General features: G+C 64.5%; 16 protein-coding genes. 12 read left to right on the top strand and 4 right to left on the bottom strand.

Going from position 1 to position 16,314, the window contains the following annotated elements:
• Positions 1 to 651 (top strand): DUF2865 domain-containing protein, encoded by a 651-nt coding sequence (locus ACM43_RS22215; protein ID WP_271542851.1) that lies wholly within the window; start codon positions 1 to 3, stop codon positions 649 to 651.
• A gap of 162 nt (positions 652 to 813) precedes the next feature.
• Positions 814 to 969: a Thivi_2564 family membrane protein gene (locus ACM43_RS22220; RefSeq protein ID WP_008546817.1), complete on the top strand. Its 156-nt coding sequence runs from the start codon at positions 814 to 816 to the stop codon at positions 967 to 969.
• 267 nt (positions 970 to 1,236) lie between these two features.
• On the opposite strand, the gene ACM43_RS22225 is transcribed toward ACM43_RS22220, so the two are convergent.
• The 4 genes from ACM43_RS22225 to cysD all read right to left on the bottom strand — a co-directional run bounded on the left by ACM43_RS22225 (position 1,237) and on the right by cysD (position 6,844).
• Entirely contained in the window at positions 1,237 to 1,437 is a 201-nt protein-coding gene (locus ACM43_RS22225; protein WP_008546815.1) for a CsbD family protein, read from the bottom strand.
• Positions 1,438 to 1,613: 176 nt separating this feature from the next.
• The gene (locus ACM43_RS22230) at positions 1,614 to 3,779 is read right to left on the bottom strand and encodes a malate synthase G (protein ID WP_271542852.1); all 2,166 of its coding nucleotides are present in this window, start codon (positions 3,777 to 3,779) and stop codon (positions 1,614 to 1,616) included.
• Between the two features lie 339 nt (positions 3,780 to 4,118).
• Entirely contained in the window at positions 4,119 to 6,035 is a 1,917-nt protein-coding gene (gene cysC / locus ACM43_RS22235) for an adenylyl-sulfate kinase (RefSeq protein ID WP_271542853.1), read from the bottom strand.
• A 14-nt stretch (positions 6,036 to 6,049) separates the two neighbouring features.
• Complete coding sequence (gene cysD, locus ACM43_RS22240; protein ID WP_271542854.1) at positions 6,050 to 6,844, bottom strand: sulfate adenylyltransferase subunit CysD; 795 nt, start codon at positions 6,842 to 6,844, stop codon at positions 6,050 to 6,052.
• Positions 6,845 to 7,088: 244 nt separating this feature from the next.
• Between cysD and cysG the strand changes: the two genes are divergently transcribed.
• From cysG to ACM43_RS22290, 10 genes are all read left to right on the top strand, one after another.
• Positions 7,089 to 8,513: a siroheme synthase CysG gene (gene cysG, locus ACM43_RS22245; RefSeq protein WP_271542855.1), complete on the top strand. Its 1,425-nt coding sequence runs from the start codon at positions 7,089 to 7,091 to the stop codon at positions 8,511 to 8,513.
• A complete protein-coding gene (locus ACM43_RS22250) occupies positions 8,510 to 8,827 on the top strand; it encodes a DUF2849 domain-containing protein (protein WP_035998194.1) in 318 nt (105 codons plus the stop codon). The genes cysG and ACM43_RS22250 overlap by 4 nt, the downstream gene beginning before the upstream one ends.
• 11 nt (positions 8,828 to 8,838) lie before the next feature.
• A complete protein-coding gene (locus ACM43_RS22255; RefSeq protein ID WP_271542856.1) occupies positions 8,839 to 10,494 on the top strand; it encodes a nitrite/sulfite reductase in 1,656 nt (551 codons plus the stop codon).
• Positions 10,481 to 10,996 (top strand): DUF934 domain-containing protein, encoded by a 516-nt coding sequence (locus ACM43_RS22260; protein WP_271542857.1) that lies wholly within the window; start codon positions 10,481 to 10,483, stop codon positions 10,994 to 10,996. The genes ACM43_RS22255 and ACM43_RS22260 overlap by 14 nt, the downstream gene beginning before the upstream one ends.
• Positions 10,993 to 11,718 carry a phosphoadenylyl-sulfate reductase gene (locus ACM43_RS22265; RefSeq protein WP_271542858.1) on the top strand — a complete coding sequence of 242 codons (726 nt, stop codon included), beginning with the start codon at positions 10,993 to 10,995 and terminating at the stop codon, positions 11,716 to 11,718. Before ACM43_RS22260 ends, ACM43_RS22265 begins: the two co-directional genes overlap by 4 nt.
• Before the next feature lie 108 nt (positions 11,719 to 11,826).
• Complete coding sequence (locus ACM43_RS22270) at positions 11,827 to 12,840, top strand: sulfate ABC transporter substrate-binding protein (RefSeq protein WP_271542859.1); 1,014 nt, start codon at positions 11,827 to 11,829, stop codon at positions 12,838 to 12,840.
• Between the two features lie 37 nt (positions 12,841 to 12,877).
• A complete protein-coding gene (gene cysT / locus ACM43_RS22275) occupies positions 12,878 to 13,714 on the top strand; it encodes a sulfate ABC transporter permease subunit CysT (RefSeq protein ID WP_074447692.1) in 837 nt (278 codons plus the stop codon).
• Between the two features lie 9 nt (positions 13,715 to 13,723).
• On the top strand, positions 13,724 to 14,635 hold the full coding sequence (gene cysW / locus ACM43_RS22280; protein WP_036021670.1) for a sulfate ABC transporter permease subunit CysW: 912 nt from the start codon (positions 13,724 to 13,726) through the stop codon (positions 14,633 to 14,635).
• Entirely contained in the window at positions 14,625 to 15,659 is a 1,035-nt protein-coding gene (locus ACM43_RS22285; RefSeq protein ID WP_035998225.1) for a sulfate/molybdate ABC transporter ATP-binding protein, read from the top strand. The genes cysW and ACM43_RS22285 overlap by 11 nt, the downstream gene beginning before the upstream one ends.
• Positions 15,660 to 15,767: 108 nt before the next feature.
• Complete coding sequence (locus ACM43_RS22290; RefSeq protein ID WP_035998228.1) at positions 15,768 to 16,271, top strand: CAP domain-containing protein; 504 nt, start codon at positions 15,768 to 15,770, stop codon at positions 16,269 to 16,271.
• Positions 16,272 to 16,314 lie beyond the last annotated feature (43 nt).

Raw genomic sequence — 16,314 nt, forward strand, 5'->3', positions numbered from 1 at the left:
ATGGCGAGACGGCTGATTGACAAACTGGCGGGCGGAGCGGCGATTGTCGTCGTCGTCTCCAGCGGGCTGGCGATGGCGCCGTCGGCGCATGCGCAGGATTTCTTCTCGGGCCTGTTCGGCGGCTTTCGGATGCGGCCGCCGCCGGAAATCCGGATGCCTTTCCCCACCGGCGATATGCCGCGCTATGAGGCGCCACGCCAGCGCGCGTCCTACGGCGGCGGCACCGCCTATTGCGTGCGCAGCTGCGACGGTCGCTACTTCCCGGCACAAGGCAATGATGCGGAGAGCAAGGCGCAATCTTGCAAGAGTTTCTGCCCTGCCTCGGAAACCTCGCTGGTCTACGGCGGCAACATCGACGATGCCACGACGGAGAAGGGAAAATCCTATTCGGATCTGCCCAACGCATACCGCTATCGCAATGAGATCGTCGCGGGTTGCACCTGCAACGGCAAGGACCCGGTGGGGCTCGCATCCGTCAAGGTCGAGGACGATCCGACCCTGCGCAAGGGGGATATCGTCGCCGGCGCCAATGGTTTAGTGGTCGCCAGCCGCAATGCCAACGACCGCCGCGGCGTTGCGATGAATTTCTCGCCGCTGCCGGATTCAGTGCGCGCGAGATTCCGCCAGGTCCCCGTGGTGGCGAAAGAGTAGGGAGCGCCGCATCTGTCGGCCTCCGAACCTTGTCGGACGGCAAATGCCGGATTGGCCTGCCGCGGAGGCCTCATGAGATCGCGCGGCAGGGTTTCCGAGATGGAACCGGCTTGGGTGCAGCGCGTTAGAACAGCGTAGCAATTGCCTGAAGGGGGCCTCGCGATGCTGGTCGGCGTACTCGTCACCTTTCTCGTCGTCATTCTTGTACTTTATCTCATCAACATGCTGCCAATGGACGGCCGCGCCAAGCAGATCGCGCGCGTCATCGTCATCATCATCGGCATTGTTTCGCTGCTGAAATACCTGGCGGTGTTCTAGCAATCGCAGCCCGGACAAGCGAAGCGGTATCCGGGCCGCAACGAAGGTCCCGGATCGCACTTCACGCCATCCGGGGCTACACCTCAAATCAAAATCATCGGCATTGTTTCGCTGCTGAAATACCTGGCGGTGTTCTAGCAATCGCAGCCCGGACAAGCGAAGCGGTATCCGGGCCGCAACGAAGGTCCCGGATCGCACTTCACGCCATCCGGGGCTACACCTCAAATCAAAAGCCCCGGCTTTCGCCGGGGCTTCGTTCGTGCTGCTTCAGTGCAGCGACTTCAGCCAGTCGTCGACATCCTGACGGACCTGGTCCTTGGCCTTGCCGTAACGCTCCTGCAACCGGCCCTCAAGCTGCTCGCGGCGGCCCTCGATCAGTTGGAGGTCGTCGTCAGTGAGCTTGCCCCATTTCTCCTTGGCCGATCCCTTGAACTGCTTCCAGTTTCCTTCGATCCGATTCCAGTCCATGACCATCTCCCGTTGGTTGATGGCCCGACAACGCAAGGCGCACGCAGCCTGTTCCGTGACACAGCGGGACGTTTCGCCCAACAAAAAGCCCCGGGTTCGGCCGGGGCTTTCGATGTTCCCGTGACTTTGCTCAGCCGAGCGCGCTTATCCAAGCGCCTCTCTATCCAAGAGCCTCTTTATGCAAGAGCCTTGGCCTCGCGGCGGCGCGCGGTGAGGATATATTCGGTGTAGCCGTTCGGCTGCTCGCGCCCCTTGAAGATGAGGTCGCAGGCGGCCTTGAAGGCGACGCCGTCAAAGGCGGGTGCCATCGGCTTATAGATGGGATCACCCGCGTTCTGCTTGTCGACGACGACGGCCATGCGCTTGAGCGATTCCATCACCTGCGCCTCGGTGATGACGCCCTGATGCAGCCAGTTGGCAAGGTGCTGGCTGGAAATGCGCAAGGTGGCGCGGTCTTCCATCAGGCCGACATCGTGAATGTCGGGCACCTTGGAGCAGCCGACGCCCTGGTCGATCCAGCGCACGACATAGCCCAGAATGCCCTGGCAATTGTTGTCGATCTCCTGCCTGACGTCATCGGGCGCCCAGTTCGACTTCGACACCGGAATGGTGAGGATGTCGGACAGTTTTGAGCGCGGTCCGCCCTTGGCGAGCTCCTCTTGGCGCGCGATCACGTTGACCTGGTGGTAGTGCAGCGCGTGCAGCGTCGCCGCGGTCGGCGAGGGCACCCAGGCGGTGGTGGCGCCGGCCTGCGGATGGCCGAGCTTCTGCACTAGCATGTCCGCCATCTTGTCGGGGGCGGCCCACATGCCCTTGCCGATCTGGGCGTGGCCGGGCAGGCCACAGGTCAGGCCCATGTCGACGTTCCAGTCCTCATAGGCCTTGATCCAGGCCTGCGCCTTCATCTCATTCTTGCGGATCATCGGGCCCGCTTCCATCGAGGTGTGGATCTCGTCGCCGGTGCGGTCGAGGAAGCCGGTGTTGATGAACATGATGCGCTTGGAGGCGCGCTGGATGCAGGCCTTGAGGTTGACGGTGGTGCGTCGCTCCTCGTCCATGATGCCGACCTTGAGCGTGTTCTCGGGCAGGCCGAGCATCTTCTCGACGCGGTCGAAGATCTCGCAGGTCAGCGACACCTCGTCCGGGCCGTGCATCTTCGGCTTGACGATGTAGGCAGAACCGGTGCGGCTGTTCTTGACCTTGGAATGGCCCTTGAGGTCGTGGATCGCGAGCAGGCCCGAGACGGCGGCGTCCAACAGGCCTTCCGGAACCTCTTCGCCCTTCTCGTCGAGCACGGCGTCGGTGAACATGTGGTGACCGCAATTGCGCATCAACAGCAGGCTGCGGCCGTGCAACTTGAGCTCGCCCTTGCCGTCCGGCGTCTTGTAGAGGCGGTCGGAATTGAGCGAACGCGTCAGCGTCTTGCCGCCCTTCTCGAAATCGGCCGACAACGTGCCGTTCATCAGGCCGAGCGTGTTGCGGTAGACCAGCACCTTGTCCTCGGCATCGACCGCGGCGACCGAGTCTTCCATGTCCAGAATGGTGGAGACCGCGGCCTCCATGATCATGTCGGCGACGCCGGCCGGATCGTCCTTGCCGATCGCGCTGCTGCGGTCGATCTTGACCTCGATATGCAGGCCGTTGTTGACGAGCAGCACGGCGCTCGGCGCGGCTGGATCACCCTGGAAGCCCGCGAACTGCGCGGCATTCTTCAGCGCGGTGGCGTTGCCGCTCTTCAGCTTCACCGCGAGCTGGCTCGCGACGACGCTATAGCCGGTCACGTCGGTGTGGCTGCCGGTCGCGAGCGGCACGGCGTTATCGAGGAACGCCTTGGCCTTGGCGATCACCTTGTCGCCGCGCGCCTTGTTGTAGCCCTTGCCGCTCTCGGACGGATCATGCGGAATCGCATCGGTACCGTAGAAGGCGTCATAGAGCGAACCCCAGCGCGCATTCGCCGCGTTCAGCGCGTAGCGCGCATTGGTGAGCGGCACGACGAGCTGCGGGCCGCAGATCTTGCCGATCTCCTCGTCGACATTGGCGGTCTCGACCTTCTGCGTCGCCGGCTCCGGGACGAGATAGCCGATCTCCTTTAGGAAGGCGGTATAGGCATCGAGGTCGAACGCCTTGCCTTTATTGGCGCGGTGCCAGTCGTCGATCTTGGCCTGCAGATTGTCGCGGAATGCGAGCAGCTCACGGTTCTTCGGCCCGAGCTCCTTAATGATGGCGGCGAGCCCAGCCCAGAACGCATCCGGCGCGATCCCGGTTTTCGGGGCCGCTTCCTTGGCGATGAAGTCAAACAGAACAGGGGCGATCTTCAATCCGTGGGCGTCGACGCGTTTCATGATGGGCTTTCTTGTTGGAAATGGCTGTTTTTGGCTGCTTTTGACCCGACAGCAGCAAAATGCGCCCGCGCGGGGCAGCTTTCCGGACCTATTAGCCCCAAAAAAGAGGCCGTGAGAAGACCCCCGGGGGCTTGTCAAAATGTCAAGGAGAGGGGAAGGCCCCACGCACCGGTGTCATTCCCCGCGACCCGGCTACGCTAAGGCTTCGCCGAGGTTGAGGTCTAGGGGCGCCGAAGCTTTAGCGAAGGCGGCAAGCGGGGAATCCAGTACGCTGCGGCTTCTACGCTGTCTCTGGAATACTGGGTCGCCCGGCCGAGCCGGGCGACGACTAGGGCGGCCTCAAATATTCGCAGCGAGGTCCACGAGCTCGTCGAACAGCACGCCTGATGCCTTCAGCATCTGCTCGATCTCGTCGGCCGCTTCCGCAACCGTTCGCTTCGACGTATCGATCACGAGCTCGGCGGCCTCAGGCTTCTCGTAGTCGTTGCCAATGCCGGTGAACGAGGCGAGTGCGCCGGCGCGGGCTTTCTTGTAATGGCCCTTGGGATCGCGCTCCTCGCACACCTCGGCGGGCGTCGCGACATGGATCTCGCGAAACACGGTGTCGGCGATGCGACGCGCGGCGGCGCGATCTTCGCGCGCGGGCGAGACCGCCGCGACGATGGCGATGTGGCCGTTGCGGGCGAGATGCGTCGCGACCTCGGCGAGGCGGCGGATGTTCTCGCTGCGATCAGTGGCGGAGAAGCCGAGATCGCTGTTGAGCCCGGCGCGCAGCGTGTCGCCATCGAGCAGGATCGGCGAGCCGCCATTGGTGAACAGGCGCCGCTCCAGCGCCCGCGCCAGCGTCGACTTGCCGGAGGCCGGCAGGCCGGTGAGCCAGACCACGGCGCCATTGTGGCGGTAGCGGGCCGAGCGCTCATCGCTACGCAGCGCCGATTCCACCGGCACGATGTCGACAGGCACGGCACGCTGACCGGCATCGACTGACAGCACCAGGCCACCGCCGGCGATGCGCCCGGACACCTCGATCACGAGGCGGCCGGTGCGCGGATTTTCGGTGTAGGGATCGGTCGCGATCGGATTGGACAGGGAGATGTCGATCTCGCCGACATGGTTGCGGCCGATCGCCTTGTTCTCGCTGCTCGAGAGCTCGCCGGGATCGACCGCCTTCTCGATGGCGACCACGGTGGCGCGGCTTTCCTTTGGCCCCGACCGCACCAAAAGCTGGTCGCCCTTGGCGAGCGGCTTGTCGTGCAGCCAGAAGATCCGCGCGCGCAGCCGCCGCGTTTCGCGCGGGGCGGCGCCCGCATGCGCGATGATGTCGCCGCGCTCGACGAACAATTCACGGTCGAGCGTGATGCCGACCGAGCGGCCCGCGCCCTGCCGTCCCGCCACCGGCGTTATCGGCCAGCTCTCGACCGTCTTGATCTTGGCGATCTTGCCGGCCGGCATGATCACGATCTCGTCGCCGGCAATCAGGCTGCCGGATTCAATGCGGCCGGCGACGATACGGCGGTCGTCGAACTTGTAGATCGCCTGCACCGGCAGCCGCAGCGCCAGCGCTTCCAGGGGACGCGCCGGCTCGAGGTGATCAAGCGCCTCGACCACGGTCGGTCCCTTGTACCAAGAGATGCGGTCGGTGCGCTCGGCGACGCCATCGCCGTCCCGCGCGGAAATCGGGATCACGGCCGTGGGCGTCACGCCGAGGCCGTTCAGATGCGCGGAGATCTCGTCGCTGATGTCCTTGAAGCGTGCGGCGGAGAAATCGACGCGGTCCATCTTGTTGACGACGACCGCGACCTGCTTCACCCCGAGCAGATGCAGGAGATAGCCGTGCCGCCTGGTCTGGTCGCGCACTCCCTCCAGCGCGTCGATGATCAGCACCGCACCGTCGGCCTGCGAGGCGCCGGTGATCATGTTGCGGAGGAATTCGGCGTGACCGGGCGCATCGATCAGCACGATGTCGCGCGAATTGGTGCGGAAGCGGATTTGGGTGGTGTCGATGGTGATGCCCTGGTCGCGCTCGGTCTGCAGCGCGTCGAGCAGGAACGACCATTCGAACGGCATGCCGCGCCGCGCGCTGACGGCCTTGAGCATTTCGAGCTTGCCCTCGGGCAGGCTGCCGGTTTCGTGCAGGAGGCGGCCGACCAGGGTCGACTTGCCGTGGTCAACATGGCCGACGATGACGATGCGGACCTGGGGACGCGTGGTGCCGTTCGGCGTGCCGGGCGAGGCTGACGTGACGATCATGTTCATGGCCGCGTCCTTGATCAGAGATAGCCGGCGACGCGAAGGCGCTCGAAGGCGTCCTCGGTCTCGTGGTCGAGTGCGCGGCCCGAGCGCTCCGGCACTTTGGTCTGCTCGAGCTCGATCAGGATCTCGTCGATGCTCGCAGCGTTCGAGGCAACCGGATTGGTGATGTCCTGGTCACCCAGCGAGCGATAACGCTTGCCGTCCTTGGCGAGGTACAGCGGAATGATCGGGATGTTCTCGCGCTTGGTGTAGGCCCAGATGTCGGCCTCGGTCCAATGCAGGATCGGATGGACGCGCAAATGCGCGCCTTGCGGCGGCGAGGCGTTGAAATGATCCCAGAACTCCGGCGGCTGGTCGCGCACGTCCCAATTGCCCTCCAAGCCGCGCGGCGAGAACACCCGCTCCTTGGCGCGCGTTGCTTCCTCGTCGCGGCGGATACCGGCGATCAGGCCGTCGAAGCCATACTTGGCGAGCGCCATCTTGAGGCCCTCGGTCTTGCGCGCGGCGGACCGGGCGGCCGGTGGCAACGTTGGGTCGACGGCATCGATCGGCGGGCAGGGCTCGACGCGTAGATCGAGATCCCATTCCTTGCCGTAATGATCGCGGAAGCGATACATCTCCGGAAACTTCTTGCCAGTATCGACGTGAAGGGCCGGGAACGGCATCTTGCCGAAGAAGGCTTTCCGCGCCAGCCAGATCATGACGTTGGAGTCCTTGCCGAGCGACCACAACAGGGCAATCTTCTTCAGCCGGGCAAAGGCCTCACGGAAGATGTAGATGCTCTGCGCTTCGAGCTGGTCGAGATGGTCCATGCTCGGGGCAAGTTCGGCAGAAAATTCTTGCGCGCGCACGCGCTCAGCTAGCGCCGGATTGCTCAGTCGATCAGCAGCGGAATCGTCCTTGAGAAGATGCATCTCTGCCACTTTGCGTTTGGAGGCGAAAATTCTATAGTTGCGGTGCGGAAGAGAAGAAAAAATTTTCTCTTTGCGCGCTCGAAACGAGACATATATAGAAAATAATTCCAGTCAACCCCGTTTGTGGGGAAGCGAGTATCACATGCGGTTCTTGCCGGTGTTTCTCGATCTCAAGGCCGGCCCGGTGGTCCTCATCGGGGCGGGCGAGCTTCTGCGCGCCAAGCTGCGCGTGCTCGCCGCTGCCGGCGCGCGCCTGCGCGTGCATGCGATCGATGGCAATCATGACCTTGGCCTGGGCTCCGAAGATTTGGCGCGCATCGAGATCACGGCGAGCGATCCGCTCACGGCGGATCTTTCCGGCGTCATCGCCGTCGTCTGCGCGGGCGCAGGCGATGTCGGTGTCGCCATGTCGGCTCGCGCCAAGGCGGCTGGCCTGCCCGTCAACGTCATGGACGACCTCGAGCATTCCAGCTTCATCTTTCCGGCCATCGTCGATCGCGGCGATGTCGTGGTCGCCGTCGGCACCGGCGGCACCTCTCCAGTGGTGGCGCGGCGCGTGCGCGAGAAGATCGAGGCGCTGCTGCCGGCGCGCATTGGCGAACTCGCCGAGTTCATCGGCACCTTCCGCAAGTCGATCAACGAGCGCATCGCCGAGTTTCCGCTGCGCCGCCGCTTCTGGGAGCGCGTCATCGACGGTCCGATCGGCGCCGCCGTGCTCGCCGGCCGCAACAGCGAAGCCGATGCATCGCTCAAGGCGATTGCCGATCCCACCGCATTCGCGCGCGCCGACAAGCCGGAAGGCTCCGTCGCACTGGTCGGCGCCGGCCCCGGCGATCCCGATCTGCTCACCATCAAGGCGCTGCGCGCGCTGCAGGACGCCGACATCGTCTTCCATGACGAGCTGGTCTCGCCCGAGATTCTCGACCGCATTCGCCGCGACACTGCGCGCGTTCCGGTCGGCCGCCGCGTCGGCAAGCCCGGCATCGGCCAGGACGCCATCAACGAGCGCATGATCGAGGCCGCGCAATCGGGCCAACGCGTCGTGCGGCTGAAGGGCGGCGATCCCTTCGTGTTCGGCCGCGGCGGCGAAGAGGTGGAAGCGCTGCGCGCCGCCGGCATCGCCTATTCGATCATTCCCGGCATCACCGCAGGGCTCGGCGCCGCCGCCGATTTCGAGGTGCCGCTCACTTATCGTCACGAAGCGACCCGCATCACCTTCCTCACCGCACACAAGGCCCGCGATGCCGAGAACGTGGATTGGTCGACGCTGACCGACACGAGGATGACGGTCGTGGTCTACATGGGCATGACCGCAGCGCCCGCCGTGCGCGCAGGCTTGTTCGCGGCCGGCCGCTCGCCGGAGACGCCGGTCGGCGTGTTCGCCCGCGTCACGCGGCCGGATGCGCAAGGCGCAATTGGCACGCTGCGCGATCTGCCGGAACTGGTGCGGCGGATCCATGGCGGTCCCGCCATCCTCATCATCGGCGACGTCGTCCGGCATGCCGGCTCGCTTCGCCGCCAGACACCCAAACAAATCATCTCTGACCTATTGGATGCAGCCGAATGACCTCTCCGCTCGAACAAAAGAAGATTCGTATCGCCGGCCCCTCGGTCGTGACCGCCAACCGTACCTGGGACGGCATCGTGGTCTACCGCACCGCCGCCAAGAGCTGGTCCGCCGAGCTGTCGGAAGCCGCGATCGTGCGCAACTCCGACGAGGCCAAGGCGTTGCTTGCGGAAGCCGTGGCCGATGACGTCGGCGCCATCGGCCCCTATATCGCGCCGGTGCAGATCGGCGACGATGGCAAGGTCCAGCCCGGCAATCTGCGCGAGCAGATTCGCCGCACCGGCGTCACCATCGGACAGCCGGCCCAGGTTTAAGGCACCCACTTATGTATGCTTACGACGAAATCGACCGCACGCTCGTCAACGAGCGCGTCTCGGAGTTCCGCGACCAGGTGAAGCGGCGCCTGTCCGGCGAGCTCACCGAGGACGAGTTCAAAATTCTGCGGCTGCAGAACGGCGTCTATCTGCAGCTGCACGCTTATATGTTCCGCGTCGCGATCCCCTATGGCACGCTGGCGACGAACCAGATGCGGGCGCTCGCCCATGTCGCGCGCAAATACGATCGCGGCTACGGCCACTTCACCACGCGGCAGAATATCCAGTTCAACTGGATCAAGCTTGCCGAACTCCCGGATGCACTCGAAGACCTCGCCAAGGTCGGCATCCACGCGATGCAGACCTCCGGCAACAACATGCGCAACGTCACCTCGGATCAGTGGGCCGGCGTCGCGCCGGGCGAGATCGAGGACCCCCGCATCTGGTCGGAGCTGATCCGCCAGCACACCACGCTGCATCCGGAATTCTCGTTCCTGCCGCGCAAGTTCAAGATCGCGATCACCGCCTCGGACCACGACCGCGCCGCGATCAAGATCCATGACATCGGCCTGCGTTTGATCAAGAACGAGAAGGGCGAGACCGGTTTCGAGGTGCTGGTCGGCGGCGGTCTCGGCCGCACGCCGTTCATCGCCAAGACCATCAAGCACTTCGTGCACGGCCGCGACATCCTCAGCTACATCGAGGCGATCTTACGCGTCTACAATCAGTACGGCCGCCGGGACAACATCTACAAGGCGCGCATCAAGATCCTGGTCCACGAGCTCGGCATCGAGAAATTCTCGCGCGAGGTCGAGGACGAGTGGCAGCACATTCGCAACTCCTCGCTCCAGATCGACGACGAGGTGATCGAGGACATCCGCTCGCGCTTCACCTATCCTGCCTACGAGAAGCTGCCGCACATGCCGGACGAGCTGCGGCAGGCCGCGGCCGACCCCGATTTCGAGGCATGGCGCAAGAACTCGGTGGCCCCGCACAAGGTGCAGGGTTACTCCATCGTCACGATCTCGCTGAAGCCGGCCGGCGGGCCTCCGGGCGATGCCACCGCCGAGCAGATGGACGCGCTGGCAGATCTTGCCGACAAATATTCCTTCGGCGAGATCCGCGTCGGCCATGAGCAGAACCTGGCGCTGCCGCACGTCGCCAAGCGCGACCTGCCGGCGCTGTGGAAGGCGCTCGACAAGCTCGGGCTGGCGACGCCCAACGTCAACCTGATCACCGACATCATCGCTTGCCCCGGGCTCGATTATTGCTCGCTGGCGAATGCGCGCTCGATCCCGATCGCGCAGGAGCTGACGCGGCGCTTCGCCAATCACGAGCTCGCCAACCTGATCGGCCGCCTGCACATCAACATCTCCGGCTGCATCAATGCCTGCGGCCATCACCATGTCGGCCATATCGGCATTCTCGGCGTCGAGAAGAACGGCGAGGAGGTCTACCAGATCACCATCGGCGGCCGTGCCGACGAGAACGCCGCGCTCGGCACCCTGATCGGTCCCGGCGTCAAGTTCGACGAGGTCGCCGACGTGGTCGAGGACATCGTGGAAGCCTATCTGGCGCTGCGCGAGCGGCCTGAAGAGCTGTTCATGGACACGGTGAAGCGCCTCGGCGTCGAACCCTTCAAGGAGCGCGTCTATGCCACTCGTTAATGGCGGAAAGATCACGGACGACAGCTTCGTCAAGCTCGCCGTCGACACGCCGCTGCCCGAGGGCGGCGACATCCTGGTGCCCGCCGAGCGCTTCCTCGGCGAGGCCGAGGGCTTGCTCAAGCGCGCCGGAAAGGTCGGCGTGATCTGGCCCAACAATCGCGACATCGCCGAACTCGTGCCGTATCTCGGCCAGATCGCCGCCGTCGCGCTGGTGTTCCCGACCTTCCGTGACGGGCGCGCCTACAGTCAGGCGCGGCTGCTGCGCGAACGTTACAATTATCGCGGCGAATTGCGCGCGACCGGTCAGGTGCTGCGCGACCAGTTCGTGTTCATGCTGCGCGCCGGCTTCGATGCCTTCGAGGTCAAGAAGCAGGCCGACGCGGAGGCCTTCATGCAGACCGCCAAGCGCTATTCGGTGTTCTACCAGCCGACCGGCGATGGCCGCATCACCGCGCTGCACCGGCGCATGCAGCTGCGCCATTCCGAAGGGGTCGGCACGTGAACGCGATCGCGCCTCAGGTTTCGCCCGTGTCTGCGCTACCTTCGGCGGACGAGCTCGATCGCGCCTTGCGCGATGCCTCGCCCGCGGAGGTCATTGCCGCGGCGCTGAAGACGGTCGGGCGCGAGAAGCTTGCGCTGGTGTCGTCCTTCGGCACGGAATCGGCGACGCTGTTGAAGGTCATGTCGGATGTCGATCCCGCAATCCCCGTGATCTTTCTCGACACCGGCTGGTTGTTCGAGGAGACGCTGGCCTATCGCGATACGCTCATTGCGACGCTGGGCCTGAAGGATGTCCGCTCGATCAAGCCGGCCGAGGAGACGCTGTTGCGCGAAGATCCCGACCGCGACCTCTGGTTCTCCGATCCCGACGCCTGCTGCCGGATCCGCAAGGTCGAGCCGCTGGCGCGTGCGCTGAAGCCGTTCGACGCTTGGCTCAACGGCCGCAAGCGCTTTCAGGGCAATGCGCGCGCCGACATTCCGGTCGTCGAGGACGACGGCGCGCGGCTGAAGTTCAATCCCTTCGCCAACGTCTCGCGCGAGGAGATCGAGGCGATCTTCACCCGCGCCAAATTGCCGCGGCACCCTCTGGTTGTGTCAGGATTCCTGTCGGTTGGGTGCATGCCTTGCACCAGCAGAACGACTGAAGGTGAGGATGCACGCGCCGGCCGGTGGCGCGGCCGGGCCAAGACAGAATGCGGCATCCATACGATGAAGACTTCGTAGCACAGTCACGCTGCGAGCTAGCGAACAAGAAAATCGGGTTCCGTTGACACAAGAGCGTTTCGCCAGGAGTTATGCCTGCCGTCGACGACGCAGATGTCGTCGAGGTGAATGGAGATGGACATGATGCGCCGTATCGTTCCGCTCGCCGCAGGATTGCTCGCGACGGGGCTCTGGGCAGGCTCGGCTCTGGCCGCCGACATCAATTTGCTGAACGTGTCGTACGATCCGACGCGCGAGCTCTATGTCGAGTTCAACAAGGCGTTCGCGAGCGCCTACCAGAAGGAAACCGGCAAGAGCGTCGAGATCAAGCAGTCGCACGGCGGCAGCGGCTCGCAAGCACGCGCGGTGATCGACGGCTTGCAGGCCGATGTGGTGACGCTTGCGCTCGCCTATGACATCGACGCCATCGCGAACAAGCGCCTTACCGCGGCGGATTGGCAGAAGCGGCTGCCGCAGAATTCATCACCCTATACCTCGACCATCGTTTTCCTGGTGCGCAAGGGCAATCCCAAGGGCATCAAGGACTGGGACGATCTGATCAAGCCGGGCGTCGCCGTCATCACGCCGAACCCGAAGACGTCGGGCGGCGCGCGCTGGAATTATCTGGCCGCCTGGGGCTTTGCGCAGAAGAAATACGGTTCGACCGACAAGGCCAAGGACTTCGTCGGGAAGCTCTTCCAGCAGGTGCCGGTGCTCGATACCGGCGCCCGGGGCGCCACTGTGACCTTTGTCGAGCGCGGCGTCGGTGACGTGCTGCTCGCGTGGGAGAACGAGGCGTTCCTGGCCCTGAAGGAATTCGGTGCGAACAAGTTCGAGATCGTTGCACCGCCGCAGTCGATCCTCGCCGAGCCGCCGGTCGCGATCGTGGACAAGGTTGCCGACAAAAAGGGCACCCGCAATGCGGCTGACGCCTACCTTCAATACTGGTACACCAAGGAAGGGCAGGAGATCGCCGCGCGCAATTTCTACCGTCCGCGCGATGCCGAGACCGCCAAAAAGTATGAAAATTCCTTCGCCAAGGTCGAGCTGTTCACGATCGACGACGTCTTCGGCGGCTGGACCAAGGCACAGAAGGAACATTTTGCAGACGGCGGCGTTTTCGATCAGATTTACAAGAACTGATCGGGCGCTGTCGTAGGGGGCTTTAGCAGGGGGCCTGGTGAGCGCACTCGCAGCACGACGCCGGACATTGCCGGGCTTCGGTCTCACCATGGGACTGACGCTTTCCTGGCTGTCCGTGATCATCCTGATTCCACTCGCCGGCCTGTTCCTGAGATCGCTCGAGCTCAGCCCCGAGCAGTTCTGGAACATCCTCTCCAGCCGCCGCACCCTGAACGCGCTCCGCGTCTCGTTCGGCCTCGCCTTTGCGGCGGCTTGCGTCAATCTGGTGATGGGCAGCATCATCGTCTGGGCGCTGGTCCGCTACCGCTTCCCCGGCCGCCGCATTTTCGATGCCATCGTCGACGTGCCGTTTGCGCTGCCGACGGCGGTGGCCGGCGTCGCGCTGACGGCGCTGTTCGCCGAGAAGGGCTGGTTGGGTGCGCCGCTCGCCGCGCTCGGCCTCAAGGTGGCGTTCACGCCGGTCGGCATCTTCGTCGCCATGATCTTCATCGGCATTCCCTTCGTTGTCCGCACCGTGCAGCCGGTGCTGCAAGATCTCGACCCTGAAATCGAGGAGGCCGCGGGCAGCCTGGGGGCCAGCCGCTTGCAGACCATCGTTCGCGTGATCCTGCCTTCGCTCGCGCCGGCGCTGCTCACGGGCCTCGCGCTCGCCTTCGCCCGCGCGGTCGGTGAATACGGCTCGGTGATCTTCATCGCCGGCAATCTGCCCAACGTCTCCGAGATCGCGCCGCTCTTGATCGTGATACGCCTGTCCGAATTCCGTTACGCCGATGCGACCGCGATTGCGGTGGTCATGCTGGTCGTCTCCTTCGTCATCATCTTCGCGGTCAATCGGCTCCAGCGCTGGGCGCAGAGCCGGATCCCGGCGCGCTGAGGGCGGACCATGACGATGCAGATCGCAGATTCCGTGTCGCTCTCGGCCTCCGACTCGCAGGCACGCGCGCACGCGGCGGCGGCGCGGAACAATTTGCGCACAGAGCCGCGCGCCGTCCGCATCGTCATCATCACGCTGGCGTTGCTGTTTCTCACCGTCTTCGTCGTGCTGCCGCTGGTCGTCGTGTTCGCGCAGGCATTTTCGCGCGGCATCCTCGCCTATTTCGCCGCGCTCGCCGAGCCGGAGGCGATGGCGGCGATCAAGCTGACATTGATCGTCGCGGCGATCTCGGTCGGGCTCAATCTGGTGTTCGGCCTCGTCGCCGCCTGGGCGATTGCAAAATTCGAGTTTCCGGGCAAGACCTTCCTGATCACGCTGATCGACCTGCCGTTCTCGGTCAGCCCGGTGATCTCGGGCCTCGTCTTCGTGCTATTGTTCGGCGCGCAAGGTTATTTCGGCAGCTGGCTGCGCGAGCACGACATCCAGATCCTGTTCGCGGTCCCCGGCATCGCGCTCGCCACCACCTTCGTAACCTTCCCCTTCGTGGCGCGCGCGCTGATCCCCCTGATGCAGGAGCAGGGCACGCAGGAGGAGGAGGCCGCGATCTCGCTCGGCGCCTCCGGCCTGCAGACCTTCTTCCGCGTCACCCTGCCCAACATCAAATGGGGTGTGCTCTACGGCGTCCTGCTCTGCAACGCGCGCGCGATGGGCGAGTTCGGTGCGGTCTCCGTCGTCTCCGGCCACATCCGCGGCGAGACCAACACCATGCCGCTCTTGGTCGAGATCCTCTACAACGAATACCAGTTCGTCGCCGCTTTCGCGATCGCCTCGCTGCTCGCAATGCTGGCGCTGATCACGCTGATCGCAAAAACCGTTCTCGAACGTCATCTCGACGAAGGACAAGACGCCAGTGACCATTGAAGTCAAGAATCTCGTCAAGAAATTCGGCAGTTTTGCAGCCCTCGACGGCGTCGATCTCAAGGTCAATGACGGTGAGCTGCTGGCGCTGCTCGGCCCGTCCGGCTCCGGCAAGACTACCTTGCTGCGGATCATCGCCGGCCTCGACTGGCCGGACTCAGGCGAAGTCTCCTTCAACGGTGAGGACGCGCTGGCGCAAGGAGCCCGCGAGCGCCACGTCGGCTTCGTGTTCCAGCATTATGCGCTGTTCCGCCACATGACGGTGTTCGAGAACGTTGCCTTTGGCCTCCGCGTGCAGCCGCGCGCGGTCCGAAAGGATGAGGCTGCGATCCGCTCGCGCGTCAAGGAGCTGCTCGATCTGGTGCAGCTCGACTGGCTCGCCGACCGCTATCCGAGCCAGCTCTCCGGCGGCCAGCGTCAGCGCATCGCGCTCGCCCGTGCGCTTGCGATCGAGCCGCGCATTCTGCTGCTCGATGAACCCTTCGGCGCGCTCGACGCCAAGGTGCGCAAGGAGCTGCGCAAATGGCTGCGCTCGCTGCATCACGAGATCCACGTCACCTCGATCTTCGTCACGCACGACCAGGAGGAGGCGCTGGAAGTCGCCAACCGCGTCGTGGTGATGGACAAGGGACGGATCGAGCAGATCGGCTCGCCCGACGATGTCTACGACAATCCGGCGACGGCGTTCGTGCACGGCTTCATCGGCGAATCCATCGTGCTGCCGATCCAGATCGGCGATGGTGCGATCCGGCTCGGCGACCGGCAGCTCGATCTGGCGGCCGATGGGCTTGCGCCTGGCGCGTCGAAGCTGTTCGTGCGGCGACATGACATGCTGGTCGGCCCGCCCGGCAGCGGCGCCTTCGAGGGCGCGGTCCAGCACGTCCGTAATTTCGGCCCGGTGCAGCGGGCGGAAGTAGCCCTGTCCGGCGGCGAGACCATCGAGATCGACGCCCCCCGCGACAAGGAACTGCGTGCCGGCGACACGATCGGCCTCAATCCGCGCCGCTACCGAATTTTTGCGGGCTAGGCCCGCCGTCATTCCGCCCCCGGAATGACGGCTCAAATTCTCTTCAAAATTCACCTTTCAGCCATTGTTGGTATGCAACAACAGCCCCTCATTTGGGGGCCCCGATTCATGCGCGCTGCGGCCGCAATTCTCATCATGTTGCTGCTTGCCGGCTGTGCCGGCAACGAAGCTCCGGTCCAGCAGCCGTCGATGTATGCCGACATGGCGGTCCCGGGCTCCAAGCTCGACGTCCAGGCAGCTGCGATCATGATCTCGCAATACCGCCAGAACAACGGGCTCGGTACGGTCGTGGTGGACCCGGATTTGACTCGGCTCGCCGAATCCCAATCGGGCGCCATGGCGGCGGCCAACAAGATGGACCACGACGTCCGCGCGCCGCTCGCCAAGCGTCTGGCCTCTGGCGGTTATCCCGCCACCGTGGCGGTCGAGAACATCTCGGCCGGCTATCATACGCTGGCGGAAGCGTTTTCCGGCTGGCGCGACTCGCCTCCGCACCGCGCCAACATGCTCAAGAGCGGTGTCACAAAATTAGGCATCGCGGCGAGCTATGCTCCAGGCACCAAATACAAGGTGTTCTGGACCATGATCCTGGCCTCCACCGAGCCTCGATAAGCCAGACTTGATCCCGGGGATGCATTGACGTCGCGGCGGAGTG

Source organism: Bradyrhizobium sp. CCBAU 45321, from assembly GCF_028128975.1.
GTDB classification, from domain to species: Bacteria; Pseudomonadota; Alphaproteobacteria; order Rhizobiales; family Xanthobacteraceae; genus Bradyrhizobium; species Bradyrhizobium yuanmingense.

Bases quoted from the DNA above. Each gene is read 5' to 3' on its own strand.
- ACM43_RS22220 (WP_008546817.1), top strand. From the start codon at position 814: ATGCTGGTCGGCGTACTCGTCACCTTTCTCGTCGTCATTCTTGTACTT.
- ACM43_RS22225 (WP_008546815.1), bottom strand. From the start codon at position 1,437: ATGGACTGGAATCGGATCGAAGGAAACTGGAAGCAGTTCAAGGGATCG.
- ACM43_RS22215 (WP_271542851.1), top strand. From the start codon at position 1: ATGGCGAGACGGCTGATTGACAAACTGGCGGGCGGAGCGGCGATTGTC.
- ACM43_RS22290 (WP_035998228.1), top strand. From the start codon at position 15,768: ATGCGCGCTGCGGCCGCAATTCTCATCATGTTGCTGCTTGCCGGCTGT.
- ACM43_RS22255 (WP_271542856.1), top strand. From the start codon at position 8,839: ATGTATGCTTACGACGAAATCGACCGCACGCTCGTCAACGAGCGCGTC.
- ACM43_RS22260 (WP_271542857.1), top strand. From the start codon at position 10,481: ATGCCACTCGTTAATGGCGGAAAGATCACGGACGACAGCTTCGTCAAG.
- cysC (WP_271542853.1), bottom strand. From the start codon at position 6,035: ATGAACATGATCGTCACGTCAGCCTCGCCCGGCACGCCGAACGGCACC.
- cysW (WP_036021670.1), top strand. From the start codon at position 13,724: ATGACGATGCAGATCGCAGATTCCGTGTCGCTCTCGGCCTCCGACTCG.
- ACM43_RS22270 (WP_271542859.1), top strand. From the start codon at position 11,827: ATGGAGATGGACATGATGCGCCGTATCGTTCCGCTCGCCGCAGGATTG.
- ACM43_RS22250 (WP_035998194.1), top strand. From the start codon at position 8,510: ATGACCTCTCCGCTCGAACAAAAGAAGATTCGTATCGCCGGCCCCTCG.
- cysD (WP_271542854.1), bottom strand. From the start codon at position 6,844: ATGGACCATCTCGACCAGCTCGAAGCGCAGAGCATCTACATCTTCCGT.
- ACM43_RS22230 (WP_271542852.1), bottom strand. From the start codon at position 3,779: ATGAAACGCGTCGACGCCCACGGATTGAAGATCGCCCCTGTTCTGTTT.
- cysG (WP_271542855.1), top strand. From the start codon at position 7,089: ATGCGGTTCTTGCCGGTGTTTCTCGATCTCAAGGCCGGCCCGGTGGTC.